Source organism: Peribacillus sp. TH14 (genome assembly GCF_016651145.1).
Lineage (GTDB): Bacteria > Bacillota > Bacilli > Bacillales > DSM-1321 > Peribacillus > Peribacillus butanolivorans.
Genome location: NZ_JAEKEK010000001.1, coordinates 1,206,959 through 1,220,678 on the forward strand (window position 1 = coordinate 1,206,959; position 13,720 = coordinate 1,220,678).

15 protein-coding genes are annotated in these 13,720 nt (G+C 34.3%); 3 read left to right on the plus strand and 12 right to left on the minus strand.

Features of this window, described 5'->3' with window-relative positions:
• Positions 1-127: 127 nt before the first annotated feature.
• Complete coding sequence (locus tag JFU50_RS31945) at positions 128-487, plus strand: hypothetical protein (protein WP_446728175.1); 360 nt, start codon at positions 128-130, stop codon at positions 485-487.
• Positions 488-750: 263 nt separating this feature from the next.
• On the opposite strand, the gene JFU50_RS05995 is transcribed toward JFU50_RS31945, so the two are convergent.
• From JFU50_RS05995 to JFU50_RS06030, 8 genes are all read right to left on the minus strand, one after another.
• On the minus strand, positions 751-1,296 hold the full coding sequence (locus JFU50_RS05995; protein ID WP_201222094.1) for a GNAT family N-acetyltransferase: 546 nt from the start codon (positions 1,294-1,296) through the stop codon (positions 751-753).
• Positions 1,297-1,833: 537 nt separating this feature from the next.
• Positions 1,834-2,631 (minus strand): fumarylacetoacetate hydrolase family protein, encoded by a 798-nt coding sequence (locus JFU50_RS06000; protein WP_053344548.1) that lies wholly within the window; start codon positions 2,629-2,631, stop codon positions 1,834-1,836.
• Positions 2,632-3,267: 636 nt separating this feature from the next.
• Complete coding sequence (locus tag JFU50_RS06005) at positions 3,268-3,681, minus strand: hypothetical protein (RefSeq protein WP_201182721.1); 414 nt, start codon at positions 3,679-3,681, stop codon at positions 3,268-3,270.
• A 299-nt stretch (positions 3,682-3,980) separates the two neighbouring features.
• Positions 3,981-4,505, minus strand: a complete 525-nt coding sequence (locus JFU50_RS06010; RefSeq protein ID WP_201182723.1) for a DUF2812 domain-containing protein — start codon at positions 4,503-4,505, stop codon at positions 3,981-3,983.
• Position 4,506: 1 nt separating this feature from the next.
• Complete coding sequence (locus tag JFU50_RS06015; RefSeq protein WP_201182725.1) at positions 4,507-4,821, minus strand: PadR family transcriptional regulator; 315 nt, start codon at positions 4,819-4,821, stop codon at positions 4,507-4,509.
• Between the two features lie 613 nt (positions 4,822-5,434).
• The gene (locus JFU50_RS06020) at positions 5,435-5,854 is read right to left on the minus strand and encodes a DUF3021 domain-containing protein (protein ID WP_236694850.1); all 420 of its coding nucleotides are present in this window, start codon (positions 5,852-5,854) and stop codon (positions 5,435-5,437) included.
• Positions 5,851-6,306, minus strand: a complete 456-nt coding sequence (locus tag JFU50_RS06025; protein ID WP_098176513.1) for a LytTR family DNA-binding domain-containing protein — start codon at positions 6,304-6,306, stop codon at positions 5,851-5,853. Before JFU50_RS06025 ends, JFU50_RS06020 begins: the two co-directional genes overlap by 4 nt.
• Before the next feature lie 382 nt (positions 6,307-6,688).
• Positions 6,689-7,186, minus strand: a complete 498-nt coding sequence (locus JFU50_RS06030; protein WP_201222096.1) for a PaaI family thioesterase — start codon at positions 7,184-7,186, stop codon at positions 6,689-6,691.
• A gap of 368 nt (positions 7,187-7,554) precedes the next feature.
• Here JFU50_RS06030 and JFU50_RS06035 point away from each other — a divergent pair, with 368 nt between their 5' ends.
• Both JFU50_RS06035 and JFU50_RS06040 read left to right on the plus strand, forming a co-directional pair.
• Positions 7,555-8,142: an ABC transporter permease gene (locus tag JFU50_RS06035; protein ID WP_242489031.1), complete on the plus strand. Its 588-nt coding sequence runs from the start codon at positions 7,555-7,557 to the stop codon at positions 8,140-8,142.
• 717 nt (positions 8,143-8,859) lie between these two features.
• The gene (locus JFU50_RS06040; RefSeq protein ID WP_201222098.1) at positions 8,860-9,282 is read left to right on the plus strand and encodes a carboxymuconolactone decarboxylase family protein; all 423 of its coding nucleotides are present in this window, start codon (positions 8,860-8,862) and stop codon (positions 9,280-9,282) included.
• A gap of 177 nt (positions 9,283-9,459) precedes the next feature.
• On the opposite strand, the gene JFU50_RS31950 is transcribed toward JFU50_RS06040, so the two are convergent.
• From JFU50_RS31950 to JFU50_RS06060, 4 genes are all read right to left on the minus strand, one after another.
• Positions 9,460-9,735 (minus strand): transposase, encoded by a 276-nt coding sequence (locus tag JFU50_RS31950; protein WP_207198782.1) that lies wholly within the window; start codon positions 9,733-9,735, stop codon positions 9,460-9,462.
• A 262-nt stretch (positions 9,736-9,997) separates the two neighbouring features.
• The gene (locus tag JFU50_RS06050; protein WP_201222102.1) at positions 9,998-11,788 is read right to left on the minus strand and encodes a hypothetical protein; all 1,791 of its coding nucleotides are present in this window, start codon (positions 11,786-11,788) and stop codon (positions 9,998-10,000) included.
• 37 nt (positions 11,789-11,825) lie between these two features.
• Complete coding sequence (locus tag JFU50_RS06055; RefSeq protein ID WP_201182733.1) at positions 11,826-12,149, minus strand: hypothetical protein; 324 nt, start codon at positions 12,147-12,149, stop codon at positions 11,826-11,828.
• Between the two features lie 20 nt (positions 12,150-12,169).
• Positions 12,170-13,354 (minus strand): glycosyltransferase family 4 protein, encoded by a 1,185-nt coding sequence (locus tag JFU50_RS06060; protein ID WP_057217183.1) that lies wholly within the window; start codon positions 13,352-13,354, stop codon positions 12,170-12,172.
• Positions 13,355-13,720: the final 366 nt, after the last annotated feature.

Genomic DNA, 13,720 nt, shown 5'->3' on the forward strand with positions numbered 1-13,720 from the left:
CATTCTTTCTTCAACCCTCAGTTAGCTCAATAAGTGTTATTCCATAAAATGAACCAATTGTTGAACAAATCAATATGCACTCTTGAACTATCCTGCCCCGATAGTTCTATAAGAATAGGTCGCCATTATCAATACAGTCGCTGATAATATCGTTAAAGACTATGAGGAAAACATTCAGTTTGCAAAAACAAATGAAAGTTATTGGAAAGGAACAGCGTTAGGGACTCGAATCAATCTTGGGAATATTAAATTATCTAAAGAAAATGAACAATATCGAGTGGGAATTCCAGTAGAATTTCATAATAAACAAAAAAGATACAATGGATTTAATGACAGTGAACCAATAGTAGAAACATTTGAGGAATATTGGTTAGCTTTAACTTATAATGAAAAATTCAAACGCTGGATTATAGTTGATGTAAAAGATTACTATGCATTGAATAAAGAATTTATCGAAGGAAATGACGTGGTGAAAAGTGAATTTTAATAATAAAAAAGCCTACGATCCTTGCTATTCAAGGAAGTTGGGCGGTTGTTAAACATTCGACTCCCGAAATATTTGTTGAAATCAAGCATCAGTAAAAGTGTACAGTGCGTTATACTGATGCTGTAAAGTTACAATAAACTTATTTAATTCTGAGGCCTTAAACACGCAATTTGGACGCTCTCTATAACAAAGGCGCCTGATTGTGGAGATCATTTATGCTGTCTAATTGAATAAAAGCATACAACGAACGAGTGCAAAATATCCTATTTTAATAAATCATTGACCTTGATTCTCCAAACCATATGATCATACCCTTCATCCCAATAATCCTTTAACAAATAATCAGGATCTCCAAATTTCTTTTTCCAGATTTTTTGTGCACGAATATATCCACTATCTAAACAAAATTCTTCTATGCCCCTATGCTGCAAAGTATGATACATTGTCTTCAATAGTAAATTACCTACCCCATTCCTCTGGTAGTCAGGATGAACAAATACTGTACCTACCTCAATTAGCTTATTTAAAGCATTTTTTGTACAATTGCATATCAGCTCGCTTGATGGACCGTATTCGATTGAACCAATAATTTTATCATCATCTAAAGCAATCAAGAAATATCGTTTTTCCCCATTGCTTTCAAGATCACTTTCTAAGTATTTTTTCTTAGCTTCGATTTCATCTTCTATATCATCCAACTTCTCTCCGATACCTTCTTTAGTAAACGTGTCTGTAATCACTACCCTAAAAAAATGATTTAACTCTTTAATGTTCTCAGTTCTTGGCCTTCTAATCTCAACATTAAGCACTCCGAACCCCTCCCTCTCAGCTCTTAAATTCTATAAAGTTTTCAATAATCCTTTTTGAAGTATCTGCTTCTTTAGTTTAAGTGAAAACCTACAAAATTTTCATATCATATTTCTGTAGCTTTGAACAAAGTTTTATCAAATTAATACAAGAAACCTATATATGAATAAATAGAAAGGGCATGTTTTGAAAAAAGATTAATCAAAACATGCCCTTATACTATTTAATTTGATTATTCTTTTATAAAAAAGATTGATCATTTTTGTGTTCCTTAATGAACTAACGCACCGTTAGTTCATTAAGGAATGATTCAATACTCAACTATATTTAGCCATTGACCATCAGGTTTATCATTTATCTCAAATAAATTGACACCAAGCTCTTTTAATACTGCCGTTTCTCTAGCAGTACCACATGCGAATGCAAGTACAAAGAAACTCTTCTTTCTTTTTATTGCGATGTCCCCTGTAACATTTTAAAAAGTCGGCTCATCTATTTATGAACATTTTCATATTTAGCATTAAGAATACTGGCAAATCCTACTGAACCTCATTACATAACCGACCGATATTCTCGACTTCAACAACGACCTCATCCCCTGACTTGATCGGGCAGCTGCCAGATGGTGAACCCGTGGCCAAAATGTCACCTGGCTCAAGTGTCATTACCTGCGAAAGCCAGCTGATTAGATACGGAATGCTTAAAGACATTTCATTGGTATTCCCGTCCTGGACAACGCGGCCATTTAAAGTGGTCACAATCCGTAAATTTGTAGGATCTACCCCGGTAACGATGCACGGCCCCAAAGGTCCGAACGTATCAAATCCTTTGCCCCGCGTAAACTGTGGATCTTTTTTTGTAAGATCTCTTGCTGTGACGTCATTAAATATTGTGCAACCAAACACATAATCAAGCGCATCTTCTTCTTTAATGTTTTTTCCGCGCTTTCCAATCACCAAGGCTACTTCCCCTTCAAGTTCTACTTGGTTGGATAGATCGTTTGGAGGAAGGATAATTTTCTCCTTGTCTGGAATAAGCGCAGATAATGGCTTTAAAAATAGAAATGGTTCTACAAGGTTTGCCTCTCCCCCTGTTTCCTTCGCATGACCTGCATAGGTCCAGCCGAAATTAACCACTTTAGAAGGTTTTACAGGTTCCAAAATTTTAACGTCACTATATTTCAGCTCTACCCCGTCATACTTTATTTCCTTGTTGACAAGTTCAGCAAAACTGCTAGACAGTTGTAATATCATCTCATCCTCAACAATACCGTAATGTATTTTGCCCTGTTGATTCTGATAGCGAACTATTTTTTGTGTTTTTTGTAGCACATTCATGATGAATAAACTCCTTTGATAAGTAAGGTATACTACCTCAGATAATATAAAATTCGGGTCTCCACATAATCGCAAACGAAGACTTCCAACTTCATTATAACCGAAAAGCCCAATGAAAATGAAGTTAGTGGTAATATCGAAGTCGCTCTAGACATAATAGTAGGGAAATGGAAGCCTGTAAGTAACACCTCAATGACACTTGGAACATAATTAAACGCTTCTTCGGGAGACATTCCTTTAGTAATTGATTCGAACGAATTACAGGATAATCTCCTACTTCGTAAGTTTTAGGAATTAATATTTTAATGCTTTAACTACTTCTTTTTTATCCCTTATTGATATTTCTACTAACTCATTTAACTCTGGGCATTCTTTGAGTGCATACACTCCAACTGAATCTAAAGTAAATAGAGATATAATCAAAATCAGTACAATAAGTTTTTTTATATAAAAACACACATCTTTTCTAATCTTTCCTAATTAGAAAAAAGTTATCAATCCTTCTTCAACTATTCTGCCCCGATAGAGGCATAAAGAAAAAGCTGCCTTAAAGACAGCTCTGATCTTCAGCTAACGCACCCGTTCATTAAGACTTATTGTAGAATGGACACAAACTGCGAAATTATGAAATCTAATTTAATCTGCAACATATTTAGTTAGCTCATTCAATTCTTTGTCATTAATATACCGATGTTTGTATGAAATCACACTATATTTAGTATATTTTTTTCCTGGTATACGAATAGTCATTTGAATTAACTTAAAAGGCGGGTTGATGGGTCCCTCATATCCAATTACATGTAATGACACTTCATATGTATCATTTTGAATATCTCTTGAAATTTTTTCAATTCTATTAAATGTGAATAATTGACTATCACCGTGTTTTTCCATAACTTCAAGAATGGTTCCACCAAGATATCTTAGAAAAGCTAATTCCATAATGGAAGGTGGCTTGTTTTGAGGAATTGTTTCAATTGTGTTTTTTGCTTCAGTAGCACTACTAGACGAAATGAAAAAGATAAGAAAGAGTATGGCTATTTTTTTCATTATTAAGTCTCCTTGTAGATTATTATCTTATTTTTTACAAGAAGTTAGGTTTTATCCATAAAATTCTTTATTGCACAGTTCAAATACACTACTGTTGGCTTAAAATAAAGTTCGATTAAAAAGTTGCTGAAAACATTCATTTCATCATAAAAAGAATCCCCTACGTTTTGAACAAAGATTGATCAAAATGTAAGGGATTTAGCTCTCGAAAATGTTATAAAAAAGATTGATAATTTTGGTAAGCGAATAAGTTATAATAACCACCATTTCTTTATAAACTCACAAATTCACTTTCCATATTATTTTGTTCGAAACGAATGGTAGTAGGTCGCCATTAATGTCATTAACATTGGAATAGTAATGACAAGTGATAATAAAAAAAGTTTTGAAAATATTGTACTTAATAATCCTGAACTTACTGAAAAAACTATATAGCTTACAATGAGCATAGCCATACTGATGGCAACTGCTAATATAACTGGTTTTCTAAGGTTTTTTATCTTTTCCTGTTTTGTTTCCTTATCTGTATAAATTGGCTTTGTATCAGGTCTCGCTTTAAATAGGTGCATATTATAACTTGAACAAATATACTCCCACCCTGCCAATTCAAACATTTCAATATATTCTTCTAGTTCATTTTCTGCTAATTCTCTTACATCAAGACTAAAAATAACATCTTCAGCAACACCCTTTTCTAATTCATATCCCATTTTTTTAAAGCGTTTCACAATCCATCCTTTTGCAGCATACTTTCTTAGCATTTTTAAATCTTTTTTTTCTGAAAAAGCAATCCCGTTTGAAACTATAAATTTTGTTTCCCCCACTTTAGTTCTCCCCTTTTAATCCATTTTCAGCGAAATCAAGCATCGTTTTACGTCTCAAAATATCTTGTTCCAACACATATCTACCTTTATTTGTCAATTTATATACTTTTCTACGTGAATCTGAATCATCAAATAGCTCAATATAGGATTCGGTTATTAACTTTTTAATAATTGTGTATAGCGATGCAGGTCCAATTACTACTTGCCCATTCGTTAATTCTTCAATCAAACTCATCACCGCATAGCCATGTCTTGGTTTTGTAAATCCTGCCATAATATAAAATACAGAATCGGTTAACTGTTCTAATGATTTCATTTTCACCCTACCTTTTTATATCACTTTATGATACATCTAAAAATAATATATCATAAAGCGATATAGTTAACAATAAATATATGGAATAAATATTCAATTTTATTCCATATTTAAAGGGAGTTCTTATCAAATCATAAAAAAAATAATCAATCTTTTTTAGAAACAATCAAACTTTATTATAAATCTACAACTACGCTTATCGTAACCTGCCCCGATAGTTCCATAAAAAAAAGAGCTGCCAAAGCAACTCTCTTATTGAAGTAAAGCACCTGTCAATATGGACTATTCTTAGGAGACATTAAATACGCTTTACCTTTGACGTAACATGTGTCAGATATACCAAAAAACTGTATAAGATATTCGTATTTTCTTTGTGGGGATAGCTCTAGGAAAAGGCTAAATATTAGGAAATGAGGGGGCCTTTCAGACAATTTATCAGGTAGCGATTGATCCACCATTTACGAAAAGTATTTGTCCTGATATGTAAGAAGAATCATCAGAAGGCAGGAGCCAATAAACAAAGAGCTGCTAAAAAAGCAACTCAATCAGGTAAAAACATTATTACTGAAACTACTTATCTCTCTTACCTTAAAAAATTACTGTCCATCCTCTCTCAATTCCCTCTCTTATCTAACCCATCATTCAAAATTTTCACTTGGTAGCGGAAATAGAGATAGAAAATAATCCAGATGATCGCATAGAATGGTAGGAAAATACCAATTCCTGTTACTAACCCTTTTAAACTAAATGGAATCCATCCAACAAAGAAAGAAAGAAGAAAGTATAGTATACTAACAGTCAAAAAATGTAGAATAGTCTGAGATAATAAACTCCATTTCTCTATTTCAAATAATATAGTTGCTGTGCTGAAAAACCAGCCACATAATAGGCAGCCTATCGCATTTTTCACGAAAATCCCACTGTCTAATGAGGTCACATCACCAAAACCTATTACTCCAAAACACGTCAATACCATCACGAGTGCTCCAAAACAAATCCCTACAAAACTACGAAACAAAAGTGTTTTCATCATAATCCCTTCCTTCTCCATTGAAATGCTTTCTTAATTCCTTGAACATAGTGTCGAGAAACATATTCTTTTTCCCCTGACTTAAAATAAACGCATAAAGTTCCATTGAAAGATGCCTCAAATCTGCTTAACTCATTTAGATTTGCGATCACCGATTTGGATAATCGAACGAACTGATTACCTGGAAGGTCCTTTTCCAGTTCATATAATCTTTCTTTCATTTCAAAAGTCCCTTGTTTCGTCCGCACCATTATGGAATCTTGCTCTGTAAACAAACAGATTATTTCTTCTGCCCTGAAAACATGCTGCATATCTTCTTTCCTGCCAACAAAATATGGTCGTTTTCTCTCCTTCAAGCGCTCCATTAATTCTTGCACTTCCTCATTCCATTCATGATTTCGGATAAGTACCTCTATCGCTTGGACCTCCTCATCTATCTCTACCTGTATTTTCATCTTTGCGACCTCCCTTTGCTTATATTTTAAGTATATTGATAAACTGAAATTTCGCTTGTGATTTCCAGCCACATGTAACTAAATAGCTCTAACTTGCAAAAAATGCGCTGTCAGTTACATCGGTATTTTGGTACAAAAAGCGCATCCGCCTTGGAATCACCCACTTGGATGGACTTTCTCCATCAAGCTAAGGTGAATATGTATGTTAAAACATTCTGCCCTGCACTGTCTTTCATTCTTTGATTTTGAAGATACTTGCTAGGTGCACTAAATAACCGTCCAAAATGCTTGGACGGTCACATACTCTTTTTCTTATAAAGCTTTTATTAGGCCTTACTTCTTCTCAACTGAAGGATCCGTTGCATTGATTACTTATGACTCATCATGCTAGGGATTGTTCTTTGCTTGTAAAAGTGCTTGGCATCACCACTGCTACAACTTCTCCACGAGCACAAAGTGTTTCATTTGCAAATACTTCTGTATCAATTTTCCACTTCTTAGGATGAATCTCTTGTATCCTCCCAACCGCTATTAATGGAACATCATTTGGAGTTGGCCTTACAAATTCCACTTTTAATGAAGCTGTTACAAACCGAGGAGGCTCTATTCCATCCCCAACTTCATGCCCATTTTTTCGATGCAATGCCAATGCAGCCGAACCTGTTCCATGACAATCAATTAACGATGCAATTAAGCCGCCATAAACGAAGCCTGGAATTGCAATATGTTCTGAGCGTGGTGTATAAATTGTCCTAGTTTGTTCTCCTTTCCAACCCGTTCGAAAATGATGACCATCTTTATTTAACCGACCACATCCATAACACCATGCAAATGCATCTGGATAATCATCTTGAATCGCTTTTAGCACTTTCTCCTCCATCATTTCTCCCCCTGTATTTTTCAGAATATTATAATATCAAGGATACTGTAGAAGCTTCACTAATTCAATATTGTGATGATCGCTCTTAATTTAGTAATACAAGTTTTGAGAATTAATTGACATTTTCTGTTGTATTCACCAATAGAATTTCTGCTAGAATGGTTTCCACATTTTTTCACGTTCAATAGATCTTGGAGTATAATTAAAAGTGTTAATATATGTAAAAGTTAGGAGCGGTAAGAAATGCAATCTAATATTTTGCTAGTGGAAGATGATTTATCGATTCAAGAAATGGTAGAAAGCTATTTAACAAAATAAAAGGTACGATTATCGCAAACATAATCATGACACCTATACTGTGTTTCGTTATGTATTTAGAACAGCAGGAAAGAGATTCAATGATTACAATGTATCAAGAAGCCTTTGTAATGATCGGCGCAATGGTGAGAGCTACATTTATTGTGTTTGCCGCAGTATTGATTGCGAAAATAGTCATTGAGGAATATAAAAACAAAACCATTTTGATTATGTTCTCATATCCCATTAATCGAAAGAAAATGATTGCTAGCAAACTGTTATTTATAGCTGCGCTGACGTTTATCACCATGTTGGTGACTAATATCATTGTTGCGGGATCATTTACTATCATAAATAGCTATTTTCCCATTGTTCCATTTTCAATAACTGCAAATCAGTATTTTGGAGAGGCCTTAAAAATGATTCCATATTCCATTGCCACAGCAGGAATCAGCTTAATTCCATTGTATTTTGGGATGCGTAAACATTCTGTTCCGGCCACAATAAGTTCATCCCTTATAGTAGTGATGATTGCTTGTGCTTCTAATCCAGCATTCTCAATGGTGACTTTCATTCCTCTTCAATTAGCGCTCGCGGCAGTCGGAGTAACAATTGCTTACTCGGCGATTCGAAATATTGAGAAAGAGGATGCGATTTAACTTGAAGAACGGGCAAGCAAAGAGGGTATGTCAACACTAAATTGAACGACTTTTATAAGTACCATCGCTGAAATTCCACTGGTGTCAAATAATAAAGTGTTCCATGAATGTCAATGTTGTTAAACCAATATACAATTATCTAGTTCAGGAGCCAGCTGTTCAAGCGAAGCGACATGTGCCCCGTTTGCGAATTCATTTCTAAACGCGTTGTACATCGCTTCGGCCACGGTGTTACCATACGGACATACTTTTGCACACTAAGTAATAGTTGATTTCCAAATGTCTCTAGTGCATCTGAAATCAACTTATTATCTTTGTCACGATCTATAAAACAGTTGAATATGATGTAAAATCCTTTTTATACTGAAATAAAGTTTGATTAAATTAACGTCATCTTAAAATGGACAACATACATAAAAAGTTTCAAGATGGTCAATTATCATAATCATTTCCCCTGCTCCTTTTCTCGATATAAATGACAAAAGCCCCTGTACGCTAGGTAGCGTTCAGGGGCTTTTAGTTCTCCTCACTTACTTTATAGAAGTAGCCCAATACACCTGCAGTTCGTGAATTTATCCAGTATATTCCAGCTGAATTACCTTTTTAATCATGAAAAAAAGGAATGAATTGCATGAGTTATATGTATTTTACGAATAAAGAAAACTGCGTTATAGTTATTTCTGTCAAATACAAATGATTTTTTAGGAGGAAAATAACATGGAAAAAACTCGTTACCAACAAGGTGTAGATATTATAAAGGAGTATACTTTAACAGATAAAAAGGAAATTGGAACACACATGAATATTGTAGACGAATTTAAAGAACTTGCACCTGATTTAGAGAGTTATATTGTTGAATTTGCTTTTGGAGATATTTATTCACGAGAGGGCTTAACTAATCATCAACGTACGATTGCCACAATCTCTTCTCTTGTAACTCTAGGTACGGAGCCGCAATTGGAATTGCATATCAACACAGGACTTACAATTGGATTAACTCCAAATGAAATTGTTGGAACTGTCATGCACTTGATTCCCTATACAGGCTTCCCCCGTGTCTTGAATGCTCTAAAGGTGGTAAAAAAAGTTTTTGCTCAAAGAAATGTAAAAATTAAGGATTTAGAAATGCAGCCAAATTAATAAAACCGCTAACACGCCTTAAACGACCACATGCTAAAGCAGGTGGATTTGGACATATATGTCGACGACTAAAGTCATCCCAAAGTCCTTAAGCATAATAAATTTTTTCGACATATTCAGTCTTCAATCCTGAATATGCCGTTCTTTTCTTCAGTGACTTGATTAGCTATATGATTTCTAATTGTTTCTTCTGTCATCGTTCCTACTGTGGCTCAGAAATAGCCTCTTACCCATAAATGTTGTCCCCCAATACTTCTTTTTCAGCTCAGGGAATTGATCCTGCAGAATTCTTGAGGATCTTCCTTTTAGGTACTGCATGATTTTACTGGGTGCTAAACTTGACGAACAAGATAATAATAAGTGTATATGATCCTTACCTACACCTACCAAATATGGATGTAACGAATAAAGAAGAAATAGATCAAGTCTTCCCTTTTTACCGGTACCTTCCATATGCAAGGTACCGGTAAAAAGGGAAGCAAACAAAAAGCAGCCCCGAAAACACAATTTTCATCGTGTATTTAGGGCTACTTGACGTTTACATTGGAAAGGAGTCTTGAGTCTGATTTTGACTTTAATCTCTCAGGGGACATATAGCTTTCTGAAATATCAGCAACAAGGAAGCTGCTATTGTTTCACAATTTAATGATTTTCTATTTTGAGTCTTTTCCATTGCATTGTCTACTTAGTCAGCTTCAAAAAAACCTTCCCCTTCTTAAAAGTTAAGCCTTTTTCTTAAATCCCTATATTTAAATGTTATCTTACCCATTTTCGACTTCGAAAGTGAATCGTATTTACGTCCAAGTGCTAGGTTTTGTTTTTCTAGCTTAGTAATTTGTTTAAGTTGAACCGCGTTCAGTTTTTTTAATTTCTTTACTTCTTTAACAAATTCTTTGTTTTTCACTCTCACATCATTGTTTTTATTTTCTACAATTATCCGTTCTTTTTTTGAAATTTCCATGTCTTTTGGTTTTAATTTTGGAGTGCTATTGGTTTCAAATCCTATAGTTTTTAGATATGGCAAATTATTTTGAAAGTTTTCCTCAAAGCCGCTATAACTTTTATGAATTTGAAGGAAGGTAAAACATCCTGCATTTTCCGCTTGAATGATTTGACCAAACCGAGACAGCTTAACAAGTTTTTCTACTTTTTTTAATTCTTCTGGAATGCTTTTGAAAATATAGGTGAAAACTTCTTCAACATTTATATCTGCAGGCAATTTTTTTACCTGATGGGATGGTACATGCTTATTTAGTTCATCAAAGTCATCTTCATCAATATAATATGCATTTCCACTTTTATATAAATAATCAGTAATACGTCTACTCCATAATAGCCCTTGCAGTTTTTTTAATGCTTCCGAAAACAAAAACTGCCTGCTAACTTGATACATTCGTTTGGCTGCAAACTCATAAATATCCTTATTACATAAAGCTAATTTGACTGTGTCACGGAAATCCTTCTCTGTAACAGCATATAACGGGTAATCTTCCCCAAAAAGCTTTAAATGCATTTTGGTTGGATTCATTATTACAGCCTTCCTTAAAATTCCGTATTCCAATAACTTCGTAGACAGTTCCAGACTGCTGTCCATTTCCTCACTTCTCCAGGTTATCCCAATGTCACTGTTCACTATTAATTGTTGAGCATTCTCCCTCGTCACTGCCCCGTACCATGTAAGCCCTTCTGTATGTTCCAGGAGATATGTTGCTTCTTCCTTAAACTGAGAATCGCCTTTAACCCATTTGAATTTATCCCCTGCTATATCAAGTGAAAGATTCGGAATCTCACGCTTTAATTCTTTAAAAGCAGTAATGATAGGAATCGTCTTCCAATCAGGGTCAAATTTCCCGGTATATACAAGTTTGTGTTTTAACCGATCTTCCCCTCCTGCTGATTCAACGTTTGGTATCATCGGGGTAAGCAGGGAAACTTTGTTTTTTTCTTTATTCAAATTAAGAATCTCAATTACAAATTCGCACATCTCTTCTGTTTGACATAAGAAATAAGCACATTGATTGTATATATTTTTGATGCTCTCAAATTTTTCTTCATTAACATCCTGACCTATGTGAGTTAAGCCTGTAGCATAAACCAATGTATTCTTTATGATATGCTTATGCCTTGCTATTTTTTCAACAGTCTCAATGCTTCTTACAAATAGCCAATCATATTCCTTTTGACTCCAATAATGAGAAATGAGCATTTCAGCAATATCAAAATTAATGACACCTTTTTTTACCCATTCTTCATCGGTGGCATTAAAAAAAGGATCAACAAAAGGATTAAGAATCGTTATATTGTCAAATTTCTCAAGTGGCTGAATTAATATATCGCGTTTGACTGGGCTAGCTAAAAGTAAATCTACCTCGATGTTAGAATCTAACGCAATAGTCGAAGCTAGGGAAGATAAAAATACTGCAGATCCATCCATTGAATTCATGTCAATAAAGCCAAATAGAAGTACCTTCATTTTTCTGTTACGCACTAATTCATGTGAACTCAAAGTTTTCACTCCAATGACTGAAATGTGATATGAATTTCTATTTTTTTATTTGTTCTTTCATAGATGATTTGAGTGCAAGGTATTTCAACGTGAATTTCCCTATATATGTAACGTTGAATTTGTGTTCTAATAACTTAAGTCTACGTATCTCTTTGTTTAGCTTAATGTTTTCTTGTTGGGCTAACTTACTTTTTTCTAATTCTTCTCGCAACCTATTATTTTCTTTTGTAACGTTCTCAATAATGTTTTGTTTTTCAGTGCTATCGTTCTCTATGAGCTCTAATGTCATGGACATCATGTCTTTCATTTGTAATTCTAGTTCCTCATACATAGTTTTCCAATATTCGTTTCGTTCGTCCATATTGAAAAAACTCCCCTCCATTAACCTTGGATAATCTCTAATTCTCTTTTAATAACAACATCTACGGCGCATTTATCTCGAATAGACTGCGATGCTTGTTTTGACACTCTTAAGAATACGTCCGAATTGTAATATAAGCGTTCTATTGCATCCGCAATTTCGATAGGAGACTCAGGTTTTGTAAGAAGGCCAGAAACGTCGTGTTTAACGAATTCGGGGATTGCCGTGATATCTGTTGAAATCGGCACTAGCCCACTAGACATGGCCTCACACATTGAAACCCCTTGAGAGTCCAAACGGGTTGGACAAAGAAAAATTCCATACTCCTTATGCAATGCAGCGATTTGCTCTTGAGATATAAAGCCTTTATGAATAGTTACATTCTCAAAATTACGGATTGGCTCAACTGTTTGATCGAACAACTTTCCATCACCATAAAAAGCAAATTCTAATTTATTGAAATATGGTCTCTTTGAAAGCTCTAGCACTGCTTTCACCGATAAATCATTGGCATATTTCCGAGAAGCGTACGGCCTGATTGAAAGGACTTTTGTCCGCATATCTACTGGCTTTTCTATAAAAGTAAACAGATTGTCATCTATTACATTGGGAATGATTACTGAATTTTTCGATTCTGCTCTCGCGTCACATTCCGCTATATGTTCTTTGAACCATTTGGAAATATGAACAAAAGTTGTATCCAATTCATTCGTTTGATAAAACCAATTCATAAAAGAAAGCTGTGCTACATAATAGTCGTCCGCCATTTCAAGAATCTTCCGTAAGCTTTCAGGGCTTTCAAGAAAATTAAACCATCTTCTATGCCAAGCCTCCGTTTCAAAACCATGTATCCACGTAATAATTGGTAAATCTGTGCTTGTTTCTTTTATCGCTTGTACCATTTTTGAATTAACAAAATGAATGAGCGCTTTTTTATGTACTTTATGATTTAAGAACATGCGTAGATGCTGTTCAGTTCCTCGATAAACAGGCACATCTTCATACGAATACTTTTCTGCTTTTTTATAGGCAGGATGTAAAACAAAGACATCGACCTTCAAACCCTCTGCCAAATAAGCCTTGACTCTTCGGTGGATAAACCCATTACGATATAATTGCTTTTCGTGTGGATAAGCATTCGTAATGATTACATATCTATCTTTATCGTTAAATGTAAGTTCATTTAGATTTATAGATTGCTCCATTTTTGTTCACTCCTACTTTTCAGTCATCTTCAATCAGCCTGCTTACTCATCTGTAAATGAAAGATTTTTAGAAGACCCTTATCCCAAGTCAATTCTACTTTTAAAACTGTGAATCGATTATAACAAACATGTATTACTGAATATTGACATCAATACGAGAAGTATGTAAATAAAAGTAAAGTTTTCATGAATTTTTATATATTTTAGTAAAGGGAATAGGAATTCTAGAACATATTTTTAAAATTATTACAGAAATAGGGTGATTACCAGTATTCACATGAAGAGTTGATGACAATGTTAACTAGCAAAAATAAAGAGAGAACGATTCATTTACCAGAATCGTCCTCTTACATTGAAACTATTGTA